The sequence below is a fragment of the Acidovorax sp. 56 genome (assembly GCF_002749705.1).
GTDB lineage: Bacteria > Pseudomonadota > Gammaproteobacteria > Burkholderiales > Burkholderiaceae_C > Acidovorax.
Genome location: NZ_PEEV01000001.1, coordinates 348,837 through 368,275, shown reverse-complemented (window position 1 = coordinate 368,275; position 19,439 = coordinate 348,837). Strand labels below are relative to the sequence as shown.

General features: G+C 65.3%; 12 protein-coding genes. 10 read left to right on the top strand and 2 right to left on the bottom strand.

Annotation, left to right across the window (positions count from 1 at the left end; all coding sequences use genetic code 11):
* The first annotated feature begins 6 nt into the window (after positions 1-6).
* The 7 genes from nirB (at position 7) to CLU88_RS01480 (ending at position 10,390) form a co-directional block, all read left to right on the top strand.
* Positions 7-2,451, top strand: coding sequence for a nitrite reductase large subunit NirB (nirB, locus tag CLU88_RS01510; protein ID WP_099655085.1), 2,445 nt, complete (start codon positions 7-9; stop codon positions 2,449-2,451).
* A 56-nt stretch (positions 2,452-2,507) separates the two neighbouring features.
* The gene (locus CLU88_RS01505; protein ID WP_369827686.1) at positions 2,508-3,311 is read left to right on the top strand and encodes a type IV pili methyl-accepting chemotaxis transducer N-terminal domain-containing protein; all 804 of its coding nucleotides are present in this window, start codon (positions 2,508-2,510) and stop codon (positions 3,309-3,311) included.
* A 43-nt stretch (positions 3,312-3,354) separates the two neighbouring features.
* Positions 3,355-3,738, top strand: coding sequence for a nitrite reductase small subunit NirD (gene nirD, locus CLU88_RS01500; protein ID WP_099655083.1), 384 nt, complete (start codon positions 3,355-3,357; stop codon positions 3,736-3,738).
* A 152-nt stretch (positions 3,739-3,890) separates the two neighbouring features.
* On the top strand, positions 3,891-6,728 hold the full coding sequence (locus tag CLU88_RS01495; RefSeq protein WP_099655082.1) for a nitrate reductase: 2,838 nt from the start codon (positions 3,891-3,893) through the stop codon (positions 6,726-6,728).
* 180 nt (positions 6,729-6,908) lie between these two features.
* A complete protein-coding gene (gene ybiB, locus CLU88_RS01490; RefSeq protein WP_099655081.1) occupies positions 6,909-7,832 on the top strand; it encodes a DNA-binding protein YbiB in 924 nt (307 codons plus the stop codon).
* The gene (cobA, locus tag CLU88_RS01485; protein WP_099655080.1) at positions 7,829-8,665 is read left to right on the top strand and encodes a uroporphyrinogen-III C-methyltransferase; all 837 of its coding nucleotides are present in this window, start codon (positions 7,829-7,831) and stop codon (positions 8,663-8,665) included. The genes ybiB and cobA overlap by 4 nt, the downstream gene beginning before the upstream one ends.
* 267 nt (positions 8,666-8,932) lie before the next feature.
* Positions 8,933-10,390 (top strand): cellulase family glycosylhydrolase, encoded by a 1,458-nt coding sequence (locus CLU88_RS01480; protein ID WP_099655079.1) that lies wholly within the window; start codon positions 8,933-8,935, stop codon positions 10,388-10,390.
* A 99-nt stretch (positions 10,391-10,489) separates the two neighbouring features.
* Here the strand turns inward: CLU88_RS01480 and CLU88_RS01475 are convergent, their stop codons facing one another.
* Positions 10,490-10,978: an acyl-CoA thioesterase gene (locus CLU88_RS01475; RefSeq protein WP_099655078.1), complete on the bottom strand. Its 489-nt coding sequence runs from the start codon at positions 10,976-10,978 to the stop codon at positions 10,490-10,492.
* 140 nt (positions 10,979-11,118) lie between these two features.
* Here CLU88_RS01475 and CLU88_RS01470 point away from each other — a divergent pair, with 140 nt between their 5' ends.
* From CLU88_RS01470 to CLU88_RS01460, 3 genes are all read left to right on the top strand, one after another.
* On the top strand, positions 11,119-12,252 hold the full coding sequence (locus CLU88_RS01470; RefSeq protein ID WP_099655077.1) for a sterol desaturase family protein: 1,134 nt from the start codon (positions 11,119-11,121) through the stop codon (positions 12,250-12,252).
* A gap of 161 nt (positions 12,253-12,413) precedes the next feature.
* Positions 12,414-14,621, top strand: coding sequence for a TonB-dependent siderophore receptor (locus tag CLU88_RS01465; protein ID WP_099655076.1), 2,208 nt, complete (start codon positions 12,414-12,416; stop codon positions 14,619-14,621).
* 67 nt (positions 14,622-14,688) lie between these two features.
* Positions 14,689-15,951 carry an NAD(P)/FAD-dependent oxidoreductase gene (locus CLU88_RS01460; protein ID WP_099655075.1) on the top strand — a complete coding sequence of 421 codons (1,263 nt, stop codon included), beginning with the start codon at positions 14,689-14,691 and terminating at the stop codon, positions 15,949-15,951.
* A 62-nt stretch (positions 15,952-16,013) separates the two neighbouring features.
* Here CLU88_RS01460 and CLU88_RS01455 read toward each other — a convergent pair whose 3' ends face one another.
* Positions 16,014-19,307, bottom strand: a complete 3,294-nt coding sequence (locus tag CLU88_RS01455) for an EAL domain-containing protein (RefSeq protein ID WP_099655074.1) — start codon at positions 19,305-19,307, stop codon at positions 16,014-16,016.
* Positions 19,308-19,439 lie beyond the last annotated feature (132 nt).

Here is a 19,439-nt window from a genome sequence, read left to right as displayed (position 1 = left end):
GTCACGATGAAAAAGCCCAAACTGGTGATGGTGGGAAATGGCATGGCCGGTGTGCGCACGCTGGAAGAGCTGCTCAAGATTGCCCCCGATCTGTATGACATCACGGTGTTTGGCGCCGAGCCACACCCGAACTACAACCGCATCCTGCTGTCGCCCGTGCTGGCAGGCGAGCAGACGCTGGACGAGATCATTCTGAACGACTGGCAGTGGTACGCCGACAACCACATCACGCTGCACACCGGCTTCACGGTCAATGATGTGGACCGCGTGCGCCGCGTGGTGAGCGCCACCAGCAAGGACGGCGATGTGATCACCGCCGAATACGACCGCCTCATCATCGCCACAGGCTCCAACCCCTTCATCTTGCCCATCCCCGGCAAAGACCTGCAAGGCGTGCTGGCCTACCGCGACATTGCCGACACCCAGGCCATGATCGACGCCGCAGCCACCTACAAGCACGCGGTGGTGATCGGCGGTGGCCTGCTGGGCCTGGAGGCAGCCAACGGCCTGATGAAGCGCGGCATGCAAGTGAGCGTGGTGCATGTGGGCGACTGGCTGATGGAACGCCAACTGGACGACGTGGCCGGCAAGATGCTGCAAAAGTCGCTGCAAGAGCGCGGCATGCAGTTCTTGATGAAAGCACAGACCCAAGAGCTGGTGGGCAACGCCGAAGGCCGCGTGGCCAGCGTCAAGTTCAAAGATGGCACCGAGGTGCCCGCCGACCTGGTGGTGATGGCCGTGGGCATCCGCCCCAACACGGCCTTGGCCGAAAAAATGCGCCTGTACGTGAACCGCGGCATTGTGGTGAGCGACACGCTGCAAACCACCACCGACGCCCGCATCTACGCCGTGGGCGAATGTGCCGCGCACCGGGGCATTGCCTATGGTCTGGTGGCTCCTCTGTTCGAGCAGGGCAAGGTGTTGGCCAACCATTTGGCCGAGTTCGGCATCGGCCGCTACCAGGGATCGCTCACGTCCACCAAGCTCAAAGTCACGGGCATCGATCTGTTCAGCGCGGGCGACTTCCAGGGCGGCGAGAACACCGAAGAGATCGTGATGAGCGACCCCTTCGGCGGCGTGTACAAAAAGCTGGTCATCAAGGACGACAAGCTGGTGGGCGCCTGCCTGTATGGCGACACGGTGGACGGCAGCTGGTACTTCAAGCTGCTGCGCGATGGCCGCAGCGTGAGCGACATCCGCGACAAGCTGATGTTTGGCGAAAGCAATATCGGCGACGTGGGCCACCAGGGCCACAACAAGGCCGCCGCCATGGCCGACACCGACGAGGTCTGCGGCTGCAACGGCGTGACCAAGGGCGCTATCTGCAAGGCCATCAAGGACAAGGGCCTGTTCACGCTCGATGAAGTGCGCAAGCACACCAAGGCCAGCGCATCGTGCGGATCGTGCACGGGCCTGGTCGAGCAGATCATCATGTTCACCGCGGGCGGTGACTACAGCGCCACGCCCAAGACCAAGGCCATGTGTGGCTGCACCGACCATGGGCACCAGGCCGTGCGCGAGGCGATCCGTGCCAACAAACTGCTCAGCATTGGCGACGTTTTCAAGTTCATGGAATGGAAGACGCCCAACGGCTGCGCCACCTGCCGCCCCGCCGTCAACTACTACCTGATCAGCACCTGGCCCAAGGACGCCAAGGACGATCCGCAAAGCCGCGCCATCAACGAGCGCAGCCACGCCAACATCCAAAAGGACGGCACCTACAGCGTCATCCCGCGCATGTGGGGCGGCGAGACCACAGCTGACGAGCTGCGCCGCATTGCCGACGCGGTGGACAAGTACAACATCCCCACCGTCAAGGTCACGGGCGGCCAGCGCATTGACCTGCTGGGCGTGAAGAAGGAAGACCTGGTCAACGTGTGGAAGGACATCGGCATGCCCAGCGGCCACGCCTATGCCAAGGCGCTGCGCACCGTGAAGACCTGCGTGGGCAGCGAGTGGTGCCGCATGGGCACGCAGGACAGCACGCAGATGGGCAAGGACCTGGAGCGCGCCATGTGGCGCATGTACGCCCCGCACAAGGTCAAGTTCGCGGTGAGCGGCTGCCCGCGCAACTGCGCCGAGGCCGGCATCAAGGACGTGGGCATCATCGGCGTGGACAGCGGCTGGGAGATGTACATCGCTGGCAACGGCGGCATCAAGACCGAGGTGGCGCACTTCTTCACCAAGCTGAAAACTGCCGAAGAAGTGCTGGAGTACACGGGCGCGTTTTGCGAGCTGTACCGCCAGGAAGGCTGGTACCTGGAGCGCACCGTGCACTACGTGAGCCGCGTGGGCCTGGACTATGTGAAAAAGCGCATTCTCGAAGACCACGAAGGCCGCAAGGCGCTGTGGGAGCAGCTGCAGTTTGCGCTGGACGGCGAGCCCGACCCCTGGTTCGAGTTTGACAAAGCCGCCGTGGACACACGCCAGTTTGTACCCCTGGGCGCCTAACGCCGCTGCCTGCTGCCCCGCTGCCCGCCCCCTCACCACCAAGGAGCCCACCCATGCTGCAACGCCGATGGATTCTGAACGCCAGCGCTGGCGCCCTGCTGGCAGGCGCCGTGGGCGCCCCGGTGGCGGCGTGGGCCCAGGTGCAGGATGTGAACGACGCCATCAACAAGGCGGGCCGCCAGCGCATGCTGAGCCAGCGCATGGCCAAAGCCTGGCTCATGCTGGCCCACCAGGCCGATGCCAACCCGGCGCGCCAGGCGCTGGCCCAGTCCATCAAGCTGTTTGAGCGGCAGTTGGCCGAACTCAAGGCCTACGCCCCGCAAGCAGACATCCGCACCACCTACACCGAGCTGGAAGCCGCCTGGGGCGCCTACAAAACCGTGCTGACCACGGCCCAGCCCTCCAAAGACGCGGCCAGCAGCCTGCTGCAGGCCGACGCCAAGGTGCTGGCCCTGGCCCACCAGGGCACCGTGCAATACGAAGCGGCCTCGGGCAAGCCCGTGGGCCATCTGGTCAACGTGGCCGGGCGCCAGCGCATGCTGAGCCAGCGCATGGCCAAGTTCTGCCTGGCCGCGATGCTGCAGGTGGACGCTGCCACCAGCACCACCGAAATTGACAAGGCGCGCAAAGAGTTTTTGAGCGCCAACGAATTGCTGCGCACCGCGCCGCAAGCCACCGACCGCATTCGCCAGGAACTGCAACTGGCCGACGGGCAATGGGTGTTTTTTGACGCCGCGCTGCAGCGCATGCAAACAGGCGCCAATACGTTTCGCCAGGTGTCCGAGGTGTTTGTGACCAGCGAGAACCTGCTGGCCAGCATGGACCGCGTCACCGGCATGTATGCCTCCCTGGCCGCTTGACACAGAGCCCAGAGCCCCCCAACAACCACAAGGAATCGCCACCATGACTGAATGGACACTGATCTGCCGCATCGAAGACATCCCCGTGCTGGGCTCGCGCCGCGTTGCCCGCCCCCAGGGCCTGGATGTGGCGGTGTTCCGCAACGACGCGGGCGGCGTCTTCGCCCTGCTCGACCGCTGCCCGCACAAGGGCGGCCCCTTGTCGCAAGGCATTGTGTTTGGCACCCATGTGGCCTGCCCCATGCACAACTGGACCATCGGCCTGTGCGACGGCCAGGCATCGGCCCCCGATGAGGGCTGCACCCCCAAGTTCACCGTGAAGGTGGAGGACGGTGCCGTGTACCTGGACGCTGCAGAGCTGGCCACCGTGGCCACGGATTTGACGCGGCCCATCGCCGGGCCTGCACGCCGCACGGTGGGTGCGTAGGCGCAGGGTGCCTTGCGCGCCCGCCCCTTGCCAACAAGCCCAGCCCCCAGACCCCTGCACCAGCCCCAACGGGCTCCATAGCTATAAAAATAATAGCTGCTAGCGTTTATAAATAAAGCGCTAGCGCCGTAAAACATTCAAAGCCACACGCCATGCAAGAAACCAAATCTACCTGCCCCTACTGCGGCGTAGGCTGCGGCGTGATCATCGAAAGCGACGGCCCCCAGATCACTGGGGTGCGGGGCGACCCGAACCACCCCGCCAACTTTGGCCGCCTGTGCACCAAGGGCTCGACGCTGCACCTCACGGCCAGCAGCCCCATCACGCTGCAGACCCGGCTGCTGCAACCCTTGCACCGCGCGCAACGCAGCGATGCCCCTCAGCCGTTGTCGTGGGATGCGGCCCTGGGCCTGGCCACGGACAAGTTTGCCCACACCATCCAGCAGCACGGCCCCGACGCCGTAGGCTTTTACGTCAGCGGCCAGTTGCTGACCGAGGACTACTACGTCTTCAACAAGCTCGCCAAGGGCCTGATCGGCACCAACAACATCGACACCAACTCGCGCCTGTGCATGAGCAGCGCCGTGGCGGGCTACAAGCAGACGCTGGGCGCCGACGCGCCCCCCGCCTGCTACGACGACGTGAAACACGCGCAGTGCCTGTTCATTGTGGGCAGCAACGCGGCCTGGGCGCACCCCATCCTGTTCCGCCGCATCGAAGACGCACGCGCCGCCAACCCCGGCATGAAGGTCATCGTGGCCGACCCGCGCCGCACCGACACGGCGGGCATGGCCGACCTGTTTTTGCCCATCCAGCCGGGCAGCGACGTGATGCTGTTCAACGGCATGCTGCACATCATGCTGTGGGAGAGCTGGATCGACGCCGCCTACATCGGCGCGCACACCACGGGCTTTGACGAACTCAAGGCCCTGGTGCGCGACGCCACGCCCGAGCGCGTGGCCCAGGTGTGTGGCATTTCGGTGGCCGACCTGACCACTGCAGCCCAGTGGTTTGCCACCTCGAAAGCGACCCTGAGCCTGTACTGCCAGGGCCTGAACCAGAGCAGCAGCGGTACCGCCAAGAACGCCACACTCATCAACCTGCACCTGGCCACCGCGCAGATCGGCAAGCCCGGCGCAGGCCCCTTCAGCCTGACCGGCCAGCCCAATGCCATGGGCGGGCGCGAGGTGGGTGGCCTGGCCAATCTGCTCAGTGCCCACCGCGACCTGGCCAACCCCCAGCACCGCGCCGAGGTGGCCGCGCTGTGGGGCGTGGCCGATGTGCCCAGCCAACCCGGCAAGACGGCGGTGGAGATGTTCCAGGCCGCCGCCGACGGCGAGATCAAGGCCCTGTGGATTGCCTGCACCAACCCCGCGCAAAGCATGCCCGACCAGGCCACCGTGCGCCGCGCACTGCAGCGCGCCGAATTTGTGGTGGTGCAAGAGGCCTTTGCAACGGCCGAGACCGCGCGGTACGCCGACCTGCTGCTGCCCGCCACCACATGGGGTGAAAAAACCGGCACCGTGACCAACAGCGAGCGCCGCATCTCGCGCGTGCGCTCTGCCGTGCCCGCACCCGGCGCGGCACGCCACGACTGGGCCATTGCGGTGCAGTTTGCGCACCAGCTGGAGGCACGCCTGCGCCCCGGCCAGCCCACGCTGTTCCCCTACACCACCGAGCATGCGGACCAAGGCTCTGAAACCGTGTGGAACGAACACCGCGAAAGCACGCGCGGGCGCGACCTGGACATCACCGGCCTGTCGTGGGACATGCTCGAATCCCAAGGGCCTCAACAATGGCCATTGCCTGAGGGCTCCACCACCGGCAAGGCCCGTCTGTACGAGGACGGCATCTTCCCCACCGCCGATGGCCGCGCCCGTTTTGCCGCGCACGCATGGCAGCCCACGGCGGAGCAGCGCGAATCGCGCTACCCCTTCAGCCTGACCACGGGCCGCCTGCGCGACCAGTGGCACGGCATGACCCGCACCGGCACCCTGGGCCGCCTGTTCGGCCATGTGGCCGAGCCCAGCGTGCAGCTGCACCCGCAGGACATGGAGCGGCGCGGCCTGAAGAATGGCGACCTGGTCTACGTGACGAGCAAGCGCGGCACCATCGTGGTGCCCGCGCAGGCCGATACCACGGTGGGCCTGTCACAGGCCTTCATGGCCATGCACTGGGGCAGCGAATTTTTGAGCGGCTGCTCGTCCACCGGCGAGCGCTTGGCAGGCGTGAACGCGCTCACCACCTCGGCCTATTGCCCCACGTCCAAGCAGCCCGAGCTCAAGCACGCGGCGGTGAAGGTGCTCAAGGCCGAGCTGCCCTGGACACTGCTGGCCATGGCCTGGCTGCCCGCCGACAGCGCCCAGGCCGCACGGGAAGCGCTGTCCGCACTGATGGCGCAGTTTCCGTTTGCCAGTTGTGTGCCCTTCAGCAACAACACGCCGCTGGGCGAACCCGGGCGCGAGCGCGTGGGCGTGCTGCTGCGCGCCGCCGCGCACGAAGCCCCGCCGGACGCCACAGTGGAACGCATCGAAGCACTGATGGGCCTGGCCACCACCGACACGCTGCGCTATGCCGACAAAAAACGCGGCCAGCGCCGCGCCGCGCGGCTGGCACGCCACGGTGACACCACCACGCTCGAAGGCATCGTGCTGGCGGGCGACACCAGCGCCGAGGGCTGGCTCAAGACCCTGCTGCAGGAAGAGCTGCCCGCGCAGACCTATGGCCGCCTGCTGCTGGTGCCCGGTGCCAAGGCCCCCGTGGCCGTGCAGTCGCGCGGCAAATCGGTGTGCACCTGCTTTAACGTGACGGACGCCGCCATCACCGCCGAGCTGGCGCACTGCCACGGCACCGACGACGACCGCCTGGCCCAGCTGCAAGGCAAGCTGCGCTGCGGCACCAACTGCGGCTCGTGCCTGCCCGAACTCAAGCGCATGGTGCGCACCACCGGGCCGCTGGCGTCCAAACCCGCGACACAGGCCGTCATATAACCAAAAGTTGTCTGGGTTGCGCCAAAATAGCGCCCCACCCACCTCACTGCCACAACCACCGCACCAGGACTTGTGCAATAGGGCTCCAGCTAGGCATTTTCGGCGCAGACAGTACGCCTGTACGGCAAGCCGAAATAACGACGCTGGAGCCCTATTTCACAAGTCCCGCCACACAAAACCATGGCTATCAGTCAGTACATCAAGGAAATCGGTCGCGGCCCGCGCGGCTCCAAGCCGCTCACGCGTGAGCAAGCGGCCGACCTGTTTGGCCAAGTGCTGGACGGCAGCGTGACCGACCTGGAGATTGGCGCCTTCTGCCTGGCCATGCGCATCAAGGGCGAAACGCCCGAAGAGATGTGCGGCTTTCTGGATGCCACGCACCAGCGGCTGGCCAAGTTGCCCGCCACCAGCCGCCCCACCATCGTGCTGCCCAGCTACAACGGTGCCCGCAAGCTGCCGGTGCTGACCCCACTGCTGGCCCTGCTGCTGGCGCGCGAGGGACTGCCCGTGCTGCTGCACGGCATGCGCACCGAGGCGCGCCGCATTTTGGCATCCGATGTGCTTGAAGCGCTGGATATCAAAGCGCTAGAAGCTCCTAAAACGATAGCAAACGGAGAAGTGGCACACATCCACACCGAGCGGCTGCACCCCGGCCTGGCGCGCCTGCTGGCCGTGCGCCAGGTGGTGGGCCTGCGCAACCCCGGGCACAGTGCCGTCAAGCTGATGAACCCCTGCGCGGGCCCTGCGGTGGTGGTCACGGCCTACACCCACCCCGAGTACCTGGACATGCTGCACGCCACATTCACCGGCATGGGGATGAGCGCACTGCTCTCGCGCGGACTGGAGGGCGAAGTGGCCACCGATCCGCGCCGCACGCCCCGTTATGACGCCTTTGTCGCCGGCAAGCACCAGCTGCTGGAAGAGCAGCAACCCGGCACCGCCACCGAGGTGCCCGGGCTACCCACCGAGATCGACGTAGCCACCACCGCCGAGTACACCCGCCAGGTGCTCGCGGGCGCCCTGCCTGTGCCGCCCGCGCTGGCGCGGCAGGTGGAACACATCTTGCGTCTGGCTGAGCAAACCACGAAAGAGACACTGCCATGAGCCGCCCCACACACACCCATCCTTCAGGCACGGCACGCCCCCATCTGGGCACCGGTGGGCAATGCACTCTGGTGGGCGCAGGGCCCGGCGACCCTGAGCTGCTGACGATCAAAGCCCTCAAGGCCATCCAGGCCGCCACGGTGCTGCTGGTGGACGACTTGGTGAGCGACGCCATCGTGGCCCACGCCTCGCCCAGCGCCCGCATCGTGTACGTGGGCAAGCGCGGCGGCTGCAAGAGCACGCCCCAGGCGTTCATCGAAAAGCTGATGCTGATGGCCGTGAACGAGGGCGAGAACGTGGTGCGCCTCAAAGGGGGCGATCCGTTCATCTTTGGGCGCGGCGGTGAAGAGGTGGAGCACCTGCGCGCAGCCGGTGTGCCCGTCACCGTCATCAACGGCATCACCGCGGGGTTGGCCGGCCTCACCTCGCTGGGCGCCCCGCTCACGCACCGCGAGCATGCGCACGGCGTGGTGTTTGTCACCGGCCATGCCAAACCAGGCGACACCGGCACCGACTGGGCCGCACTGGCGCGCACCGCCCGCGACGCCAAGCTCACCCTGGTCATCTACATGGGCGTGAGCGGCGCCGCCGCCATCGAGCAAGAGCTGCTGAGCGGTGGCCTGCCCGCCAGCACGCCCGTGGCCATCATCCAGCACGCCAGCCTGCCACAGCAGCGGCATGCGATAGCCACACTGGGCACGCTGCACACCACCCTCGTCCAAGAGGAACTGGGCAGCCCTTCGGTGATCGTGGTGGGCGATGTGGTGCGGGGCGTGGCCCTGGCCACGCAAGAGGCTGCCGACGCCGCCCCTCTGGCCCGCAGCGCGGGCTGACAGCCGCAGCGGCTGCGATGGCAGCCGCCGCTGCACCGCCCCGCGTGGGGGCATAAACCACACATTTAACAGAGCCTTACAAGCCCAACGCGCCTTGCAGCGCGTGGCGGCTGGGCTGCGCATAGCATTTGAGAAGCGTTTGCAATTGGTTTGCAATCCACTCCCCCCGCTTTGGCGCACCACCACAGCCCATGCCACCCACTGGCCGCTGCCCTGCGCGTGGCAACCAAAGCATGTCCATCCCATCCTTTGGAAAGAAGCCCCTGCATGAAAGCCCACACGCTTTGGAAACAACTCGCCCTGGCCGGTTGCCTGCTGACCAGCAGCCTCGCCTGGAGCTACGAAATCAGCGCTGGCAAAGTGCTCAACGACGCAGGCCAGCCGGTGCAACTGCGCGGTGTGAACTGGTTTGGCTTTGAGACCAACAACAACGTGGTGCACGGTCTGTGGGCCCGCAACTGGAAGGACATGATCACCCAGATGCAGGGCCAGGGCTTTAACGCCGTGCGCCTGCCGTTTTGCCCCACCACCCTGCGCGGCAACGCGCCCAACAGCATCGACTACAGCCGCAACGCCGACCTGCAAGGCCTGAGCGCGCTGCAAGTGATGGACAAGGTCATCAACGAGCTGAGCAACCGCGGCATGTACGTGCTGCTGGACCACCACACGCCCGACTGCCAAAGCATCAGCGAGCTTTGGTACACCTCTAGCTACAGCGAGCAGCAGTGGATTACCGACCTGACCTTTGTGGCCCAGCGCTACGTGAACGTGCCCGGCGTGATTGGCCTGGACATCAAGAACGAGCCCCACGGCAGCGCCACCTGGGGCACCGGCAATGCCGCCACCGACTGGAACCGCGCGGCAGAGCGCGCCGCAGCCGCCGTGCTGCAGGTGGCCCCCAAGTGGCTGATTGCGGTGGAGGGCATTGGCGAGAACCCCAGCTGCTCCAGCAGCGGCGGGCACTTCTGGGGCGGCAGCCTGGAGCCCCTGGAGTGCACACCGTTGAACATTCCGGCCAACCGGCTGCTGCTCGCGCCCCACGTGTACGGGCCCGATGTGTACGTGCAGTCGTACTTCAATGCCGCCAACTTCCCGGCCAACATGCCCGCCATCTGGGACCAGCACTTTGGCCGCTTCGTTCAGTCTGGCTACGCCGTCATGCTGGGTGAGTTTGGTGGCAAATACGGCCGTGGCGATGCCCGCGATGTGCAGTGGCAAAACGCCCTGGTGGACTACCTGGTGGGCAAAGGCATTCGCAGCGGCTTTTACTGGTCGTGGAACCCCAACAGCGGCGACACCGGCGGCATCTTGAACGACGACTGGAGCACAGTGCGCACCGACAAAGTGCAGTTGCTGCAAAAGCTGTGGGGCGATGGCACAACGCCTACACCCACCCCTAACCCGACACCCGATCCAACGCCAACGCCGACTCCCACTCCAACCCCTGACCCAACACCGACCCCTGCGCCCAGCCCTAACTTTGCTGTGCTGCAGACGGTGGACAGCGACTGGGGCGCTGGCTACTGCCAGCGTGTCAAGGTCAGCAACCTGGGCAGCGCCAGCGGCACCTGGGCCATCACGCTGCCCATCAGCGGCCAGGTCAACAACCTCTGGAACGCGGTGTGGACCCAGTCTGGCAGCAGCTTGAACGCATCCGGGGTGGACTGGAACAAGACCCTGGCACCGGGCGCGGCAGCAGAGTTTGGCTTCTGCGCGGCACGCTGATCGCAACGGCCAAGCCTTCCGCGCACGCCCCATCAAAAAGGCCCGGACAACATCCGGGCATGGCCATGGGAGCAGAGCTTGCGATGCCCAGGGCGTGCCTCACTGCCCCGCAGTCTGGCGCACCTGGGCAAAGCGCTCGGCCAACTCCTTGCGCAGCGTCTTGCGCATCACCGCCGCATCCCAGCGGCGGCGCTCATCGGGGGTGGAGGGAGACAGCGGCGGCACGGGCACCGATTTGCGGTTTTCGTCCACCGCCACCATGGTGAAGAAGCAGCTGTTCACGTGCCGCACCACCTGCGATCGGATCTCCTCGGCCACCACCTTCACGCCCACTTCCATCGAAGAGCTGCCGGTGTAGTTCACGCTGGCCAAAAAGGTCACCAGCTCGCCCACATGGATGGGCTGCAAAAACATCACCTGGTCCACGCTCAGCGTCACGGTGTAGCAGCCCGAATACCGGCTGGCGCAGGAATACGCTACCTGATCGAGCAACTTGAGAATGGCGCCGCCGTGCACGTTGCCTGAAAAATTGGCCATGTCGGGAGACATGAGCACGGTCATGCTGAGTTGGTGTGAAGGGATGTTCATGCTGCGATTTTAGAAACCGCGCAGGCGTCTGAGGGCCTTGCTTTGCGCTACATCACACAACCAGCATCCGCCGTAGCAGCTTCGCTACACTCGCGCAGCGCTGGGGATGTCCGGCATCACTCTCGCACGGAGGAAAACCCATGATTCAACTAGAAAAACTCAACGAATTCACCGAAAGCCACGGCGCCCTGCGCACGGGCAAGGGCCTGGTGTCAGGCGTTATCGCGCTGACACTCGCCGTCCTTTGCCTGCTGGGTGTGCTGGCGTTTCACTTTCCGCAGTACCTCACCACACCCGAGCTGCGCAAGAGCTACGACGTGAACGTGATTCGCACCATCATGCTGGCCGCCATGGCCATTGCCGGGGGCATCTCGCTGGTCAACATCCTGTTCAACCGCGCCCGCTGGCTGGCCACTTTCTCTTTCGCCATGGTGGCCCTGGCCGCCTTGCTGGGCGGGCACAAGGTGGAGGTGAACCCGAACTTCCCCGACCACACGCCCTACATCGGGCTGGACTGGTTCATCCTCGACCTGCTGGGCAGCTCGCTCATCTTCATCTTCATCGAAAAGCTGTTTGCCCACCGCAAGGACCAACCCATCTTTCGCGCCGAGTGGCAGACCGACTTTCACCACTTCATCGTGAACCACATGGTGGTGGGCTTTGTGCTGCTGGCCACCAACCTCATCGTGCACAAGTTCTTTGGCTGGGCCGCCAGTGATGGTGTGCGCGGCTGGGTGCAGGGCCTGAACTTCTGGGTGGCGCTGTTTGGCATCATCCTGGTGGCCGACCTGGTGCAGTACTGGACGCACCGCGCCTACCACGAGGTGCCACTGCTGTGGCGCCTGCACGCGGTGCACCACAGCGTCAAAAGCATGGACTGGATGGCCGGGTCGCGCCAGCACATCCTGGAGCTGATCATCACCCGCTCGATGGTGCTGGCGCCCATCTATGTGCTGGGCTTCAGTAAGGAAGTGATTGACGCGTACATCGTCATCGTGGGCTTCCAGGCGGTGTTCAACCATGCCAACGTGAGCGTGCGCCTGGGCCCACTGCGCTACGTGCTGGTCACGCCCAACTTCCACCACTGGCACCACAGCCAGGACCAGGAAGCGCTCGATAAAAACTACGCCGCGCACTTCGCCTTTTTGGACTACCTGTTTGGCACTGCCGTCAAAAGCACCAAGCTCTGGCCAGAGCACTACGGCGTGCTGGGCGACTACGTGCCCAACGGATTTTTCAAGCAGCTGAAGTTTCCGTTCACCTGGAAGGGGTGAGCCCTGGGCTTGGGTTGGCACGTCGCCAAACCACAACGCCTTGAAACAATCAAACGTGAACCATTCTCAATAAATTTACAATACACGCCTTCGTTAGCAAGCCGTGCCCCCTGAAGGAGCAGCGCAGCCAGCCAGTTGTCTGACCTTCTTCAGGATCCCGCATGCGCTCTTTGTGCCTTGCTGGCAGCCCCCGTGCTGCCCTCTCTCACCTTCACCCCATTGCGCTGGCCGCGGCGCTGCTCACCCTGAGCCCAGCGTGGGCACAAAGCCCGCCCGCAGAGCAAGCCACCACGCAAACCGAGGCGGCCTCCACCGCCGACGCCGTGGTAGAGCCCAAGTCGCTGGATCACATCACCATCTCTGGCGCACGCGAAAGTGCATCCACCCGCCTGCCGCTGACACCGCGCGAGAACCCGCAATCCACCAACACGGTGGACCGTGCGCAGATGGAGCGCCAATCGCTCACCAGCATCGACGCGGTGCTGCGCAACGTGACGGGCATTGCGGTGAGCTTTTACGACACACAGCGCCCGCTCTACTACGCGCGGGGCTTTCAGATCACCGACTTCAAGGTCGATGGCCTGCCCACGTACAGCGGCGGCACCAACCAGGAGTACGACACTGCGCTGTACGAGCGCATCGACGTGGTGCGCGGTGCCAACGGCATCCTCACGGCGATTGGCGTGCCCTCGGCCACGGTGGACATGATCCGCAAACGCCCGCAGCGAGAATTTGCTGCGTCGGTCGCGCTAACGGCTGGGTCGTGGAACCTGTGGCGCGGCGAGCTGGACCTGAACGCCCCGCTGAACAGTGACGGCAGCGTGCGCAGCCGCCTGGTGGTGGCGCCGCAAACCAAGGAGAGCTTTCGCGACCGCTACCAGGAGGACAAGACCGCCCTGCTGGCCGCCATCGAGGCCGACCTGGGCAACGCCACCGTAGCCACCGTGGGCTTTCAGCGCCAGCGCAATGTGCCCGAGGCGCCCATCTGGGGCACCATCCCACGCTTTGCCGCAGACGGCGGCTTGGCCAACCTGCCGGTGTCCACCAGCTTCTCACCATCATGGACGCGCTGGGAGCGCACCTCGTCCACGCTCTACGCCAACGTGGACCACCAGATCAACGAGGACTGGAGTGCCAAAGTCAGCCTGAACCACACCGAAGGCGACTCCTTTCGGCTGGCCACCTACGGCTCGGGCTACCTCAACCGCAGCACAGGCGCAGGCCTGACACTGCGCGCCGCCGTCAGCGGCGGCACAGAGACCCAGGACACCCTCGACGCCTACCTGTCGGGCAAAGTGCAGCTGGGCGGGCGCAAGCACGACGTGGTGGTGGGCATGAGCGCATCGCGCGTAGAGGCCCACACCGACAGCTACAGCAGCCTGACGGGCTGGACCTACAACATTCCTAACCTCTACACCTGGGACGGCAGCGCGCCCGCGCCCACCTACCGCGCCACCGGGGCCTTCACAGAGCAGATCACGCGCCAGACGGGCCTGTACGCATCGGCCCGCTGGCGCCTGAGCGACCCGCTCTCGCTGCTGACCGGCGCCCGAATCACCGACTGGCACCGGCAGACAGACGCCTACAACACCAGCGGCGCCTACACCAGCACCTCAGCCATCCAGGACGAAAACCGCAAGATCACGCCATTCTTGGGGGTGGTGTACGAGCTGACGCCCACGCTGTCGGCCTACGCCAGCCACAGCCGCATCTTCAACCCGCAAAACTACAAGGACGTGAACAACCAACCACTGAGCGCGGTGGTGGGTTCCAACACCGAAGCAGGCCTGAAGGCCGAGCTGCTGGAGCGGCGTGTGCAGGCCAACCTCGCGCTGTTCCAGACCAAGCAAAACAACTATGGCGTGCGCGACAGCAGCGTGCCCGAAGCCAGCTTGCCCGATGGCACCAGCGCCTACAAAACCGTCAACGGCACACGTTCGCACGGTTTTGAGATCGAAGTGTCTGGCTTGATCAACCGCCAATGGCGCGCGAAGGCGGGCTTCACCCGCACCATGGTCACCCGCGCCGCCACCGACCTCATCTACGCCAACCTGCCCGAATACCAGCTGCAACTGGGCTCTGACTACCAGTTCACCGGCGCACTCGCGCCCTTGTCGATAGGCGGCGATGTGCAGTGGCAAAGCAAGATCGTGGGCTACAACATCCCCCACCCCACGCTGGGCACGGTCACCGTCACCGAGTCGCCCATGGCCCTGGTCAATCTGCGCGCCACATGGAAGTTCAACCCCAAGCTCAGCGCCACACTCGCCATCAACAACCTGACAAGCAAGAAATACTGGGCCAACCTGGATTACCCCAACTACGGTGACCCGCGCAACGTGAGCGTGACGCTGCGAGCGCAGTTCTGACGCCTGCTTGCCCAGCAAGCCAGCCCGCCAGTGGACAATCACGCGTTTTGTCCATCGGTGGGTTGTTGTGTCTTCCATTCCTTTTTTTGACGCCGTCATCATCGGCGCTGGCGCCGCTGGCTTGTTTTGCGCAGGCCAGGCGGGCCAGCGGGGCCTGAAGGTCTTGCTCATCGACCACAGTGACAAGGTGGCCGAGAAGATCCGCATCTCAGGCGGCGGGCGGTGCAACTTCACCAACCGCGATCTGGATGTGCGGGCGCCGCACAAGCACTTTGTGGGGCAGAACCCGCAGTTTTGCCGCTCGGCGCTGTCGCGCTACACCCCGACCGATTTCATCGCGCTGGTGCAAAAGCACGACATCCCCTTCCATGAAAAGCACAAGGGCCAGTTGTTTGCCGACCGCTCGGCCGAAGACATCATCCAGATGCTGCTGGCCGAGTGCGAGGCGGGCCAGGTCACGCGGTGGCAACCTTGCAGTGTCAAGAACATAGCCTTTTTGCCTTCTAGCGCAGATGGATCAAGCGCTGGCAGCTATCAAATTGATACCAACCGAGGCCCGGTGCACACGCGCAGCGTGGTGGTGGCAACGGGGGGCCTGTCGATTCCCAAAATCGGTGCGACGGACCTGGGCTACCGGCTGGCGCAGCAGTTCAACATCCCACTGGTGGAGCGGCGCCCCGGGCTGGTGCCACTGACTTTCGATGGTGCGGATTGGGCGCCCTACGCCCAACTGTCAGGGCTGGCGCTGCCGGTGCAAATCAGCACGGGCAGCAAGAAAGAGCGCATGGCGTTTGACGAGGATTTGCTGTTCACCCACCGTGGCCTGTCAGGCCCGGCGGTACTGCAAATTTCCAGCTACTGGCGCGAGGGCACGCCGCTGGCTGTGAACCTGGCCCCCACGGTGGATTTGCCCGAAGCGCTGCAGCAGGCCAAGGCCCGCTCGCGCAAGCTGATTGCCAATGAGCTGGCCACGCTGGTGCCCAGCCGCCTGGCCGATGCGTGGGCGCAGCGCGAGGCCGACTGGCAACGCCCCGTGGCCGAAGCATCAGACAAAGCCCTGGCCAAGCTGGCCGAGCAACTGGCCCGCTGGGAGCTGACGCCCACGGGCACCGAGGGCTACAAAAAGGCCGAGGTGACGCTGGGCGGCGTGGACACCAAAGCGCTGTCGCAGCAGACCATGGAGTGCAAGGCCCAGCCGGGGCTGTACTTCATTGGCGAGGTGGTGGACATCACCGGCTGGCTGGGCGGCTACAACTTTCAGTGGGCCTGGGCCAGCGGCATGGCCTGCGCGCAGGCGCTGCCAGGTTCGCAACCCACCGAGGCCGCGTAAAAATCCACCAGCACGGATGGCCCTGCCGCGCCAGGATCCGCTGCGCCGCCACGGTGTTGCGATCACCCCGGCGTAGTGACCTGGGAGGCACTGGCTGCCAGTTGCGGTGGTGGGGGTGCCGAGGACAGGAATGTCGGGTTCTGCAACGCCCACACCTCCAGTTGCTGCGGTGGCAGGGGGCGGCTGAAGTAGTAGCCCTGCAGCTCTTCACAATCGAGCGCACTGAGCACCTGCGCCGTGACCAGGTCTTTGACGCCTTCGGCCACGATCTTGAGCCCCAGGGTATGCCCCAGCGCAATCACCGCCCGGGTGATGGCCATGTCGGCCGGGTTGGTGAGCATGTCGTGCACAAACGATTTATCGACCTTGAGCCGGTCGATCTCGAAACGCTTGAGATAGCCCAGGCTGGAGTAGCCGGTGCCGAAGTCGTCAATCGCCAATTGCACCCCCAGCGCCTTGAGGGCGGCGAGCTGCTGCGCGGCGGCGTCGGCGTTGTCCATGAGCTGGGATTCGGTGATCTCCAGCTCCAGCCGGTGGGCGGGCACGCCCGTGCGCTGCAGCAGCGCCGCTATGTCGGGCACGAGATGGGGATCGGCCAGCTGGGTGGCCGAGAGGTTGACTGACACGGCCACGCCACACAACGGGTGCGTCAGGCCATCGACAGCGGGCAAGGCCTGCCATTGCACCCACTGCAGGCACGCCTGCTCCAGCACCCAGGCGCCAATGGCGCGGATCATGCCGGTCTCTTCGGCAATCGGAATGAAGTCCATGGGCGGCACGGAGCCCAGCACCGGGTGGCGCCAGCGCAGCAAAGCCTCCACACCCTGCAAGCGCCCGCCACGGGCGCTGACGCGGGGCTGGTAGTGCACGTGCAACTCGTCCCGCTCCAGCGCGCGGCGCAGGTGCTGCTCCATTGACTGGCGGGCCTGGGCGCGCTGGTCGGTCTCGACCGAATAGAACATGGCCATGTCACGGCCGGTGGTCTTGGCCTCGTACATGGCGGCATCGGCGCGACGCATGAGCTCGTCCAGGTCGGCACCGTCTTCGGGGTACACCGCAATGCCCACGCTGCACGATACGTTCAGCTCATGCCCTTCCACCGGGTGGCTTTGGCGGATGAGCGGAATCAGGCGGCGCTCGACCAGTTGCTGCACGTCGTCACGGCCCGCCACGTCGCGCATCACTACCACAAACTCATCGCCTCCCAGACGGCTCACGGTGTCCAGCGCGCGCACCGCCTGCACCAGCCGCGCCGCCACCGAACGCAGCAACCCGTCGCCAATGTGGTGGCCCAGCGTGTCGTTGATGGTCTTGAAGCGGTCCAGATCGATGAACAGCACGGCCACCTGGGTGCCCGACTCTTTGGCCTGCACCAGCGCCCGCTGCAGGTGCTGCACGCACAGCGAGCGATTGGGCAGCTCGGTCAGCACGTCGTGGTGCGCCAGAAACTGGATGCGCTCTTCGTTGAGCTTGCGGTCGGTGATGTCAATGGCGATGCCGATGTGGTTGGACACCAGCCCGTCCTTGCCCTCGCGCACGGCCGACACCATGAGCCAGGCCGGGTACGTCTCACCCGAGCGGCGGCGAAAACGCACCTCGCCCTGCCATGACTCCTTGTCGCGCATGGTGTTCGCCATCTGCACTTCCAAGGGCTCGCCCGTGCCTTCCTCCAGCAGCATGCCCAGGCTCTCGCCAATCAGCTCGTAGAAGTCGTAGTGGGTGCTGCGGCAAAACGCCTTGTTCACGCTGAGCACCTGGTGCTGGGCGTCCATGATGATGATGCCCTCGGACGAGGCCTCAAACACCTTGGCCCACAGCTCCAGGCGCTGCTCCATCACCTTGAGCACGTTGATGGGCGTGAACGAGGTCAGCACCGCATCGCGCCCCTGGTAGTGCAGGCGGCGGGCCGACAGCACGGCCCATGAGGGCTCTGCGCCGCCCTTCCAGCGCACCTCAAACTCGTCCACCGAGCCCAGATCGGCCAGGCGCTGGAAGAACCGCGCGCGCACCCCAGGCTCCAGGCCCGCCACCCAGGGGTCCCGCCCCCGGCCGTTGAGCCACGGGCTGGCGGGTGCGTTGGCATGCAGCACTTCGTGCTCAGGGATGGAGGTGACCATCAGCGCAATCGGGAAGGCCTCTACCAGCTCGCGCTGCGCCTGCGCGGCACGGGCGCTGGCGGCCAGCTCTTGCTGCAGCAGGCGCTCGCGGTCCAGCTGGGCCAGCATGTCGTTGAAGGCGGTGACCAGGCGGCCGATTTCATCGCGGCTGCTCCAGCGCGCGCGCAGGCTGTGGTCGCCGCTGTGGCGCACTTCATCTGCCACCTTGGCCAGGTGCTGCAGGGGCTTGGCGATCTGGCGAGCCACCAAGGTCACCAGGCTCAAGATGCAACCCAGCAACACCAGCGCGGTGCCCAGGTGCAGCCACATGCGGGCAAACAACCCATCGACACGCTGGGCCAGCAGACGGTCCAGGTCGGTGATGCCGGAGTCCCACGCCCAGGTCAGTGCCTGCAGCACCTTTGCCTGCTGCTGCGCCACATCGGCCACACTGCGGCGCGACTCCCCCGCCGCCATGGCCTGCAGCAGGCTCTGCAGCTCCATCAGCGATGCTTTCAGCGCCTCGCGCTGGCCACCCAGCGCCTTGTGCATCTCGGGCGTGCCCGCGATGAAAGCCTGGTTGTAGTCCGACTCGATGCCCAGCATGACGGCATCCAGCCGACCGGCCAGCGTCAGCAGCTCCGACGACCACTGGGGACCGCGCGCTGGGGGGCTGGCCTGCAAGAACACCATGGTGTCGTGCACCGCCTGCAGCAGCTCGGGGAAGCGCAACACCACCAGCGACATCACGTAGTAGCTGTCCAGCGCCGGGTCCAGGATCAGGTTGGACTGGTTGGCCACGGTGGTCAGCAGCTCACGCCCATCGCGCAGCAGCTGCCCCCGGGCTGCCGCCAGCGCAGCCAGGCTAGCCTGGGGCGCTGCCTTCAATCCTGCCTGGGCTCCCTCCTGCAAGGCCGCAAAACGGCCCAACGCATCGCTGAAGCGTTGGCTGGCGGGGGCCGTGTGCAGCTTGTCGTCGTGGGCGTCGCGCATGGCAGACAAACGCTCCTGCACGGCCAGCACCGACGGCGCCACCCCAGGGGCCTGCAAAAACTGCCCCATCAACCCATCGCGCACCACCGAGGCATAGGCCGTGCCCACGGTCTCCTTGCGGGTGAAGTCAATCGCCTCGTTCTTCTCGTGGATCAGGATGCTGGAGACATAGATGACGGCCGTGAGATCGAGCAGGTAGATCAGCATCAGCTTGCGCCCCACACTCAGGCGCCCTAGCCAAGCCGACAAGCGGTGCGTGATGGGCATGTTTGCGGGCCTTCACAGAAGATGTAGCCATTTGTAAATACTTTGCAACTTCAAAGCAAAAACCAAGCCACAGCCCCTTTGCAACGCCTTGGCAGATCCTGCGGGCCCAGAGACATGCAACACAGCCACCAC

Bases quoted from the DNA above. Each gene is read 5' to 3' on its own strand.
- nirB (WP_099655085.1), top strand. From the start codon at position 7: ATGAAAAAGCCCAAACTGGTGATGGTGGGAAATGGCATGGCCGGTGTG.
- nirD (WP_099655083.1), top strand. From the start codon at position 3,355: ATGACTGAATGGACACTGATCTGCCGCATCGAAGACATCCCCGTGCTG.
- CLU88_RS01495 (WP_099655082.1), top strand. From the start codon at position 3,891: ATGCAAGAAACCAAATCTACCTGCCCCTACTGCGGCGTAGGCTGCGGC.
- ybiB (WP_099655081.1), top strand. From the start codon at position 6,909: ATGGCTATCAGTCAGTACATCAAGGAAATCGGTCGCGGCCCGCGCGGC.
- cobA (WP_099655080.1), top strand. From the start codon at position 7,829: ATGAGCCGCCCCACACACACCCATCCTTCAGGCACGGCACGCCCCCAT.
- CLU88_RS01480 (WP_099655079.1), top strand. From the start codon at position 8,933: ATGAAAGCCCACACGCTTTGGAAACAACTCGCCCTGGCCGGTTGCCTG.
- CLU88_RS01475 (WP_099655078.1), bottom strand. From the start codon at position 10,978: ATGAACATCCCTTCACACCAACTCAGCATGACCGTGCTCATGTCTCCC.
- CLU88_RS01470 (WP_099655077.1), top strand. From the start codon at position 11,119: ATGATTCAACTAGAAAAACTCAACGAATTCACCGAAAGCCACGGCGCC.
- CLU88_RS01465 (WP_099655076.1), top strand. From the start codon at position 12,414: ATGCGCTCTTTGTGCCTTGCTGGCAGCCCCCGTGCTGCCCTCTCTCAC.
- CLU88_RS01455 (WP_099655074.1), bottom strand. From the start codon at position 19,307: ATGCCCATCACGCACCGCTTGTCGGCTTGGCTAGGGCGCCTGAGTGTG.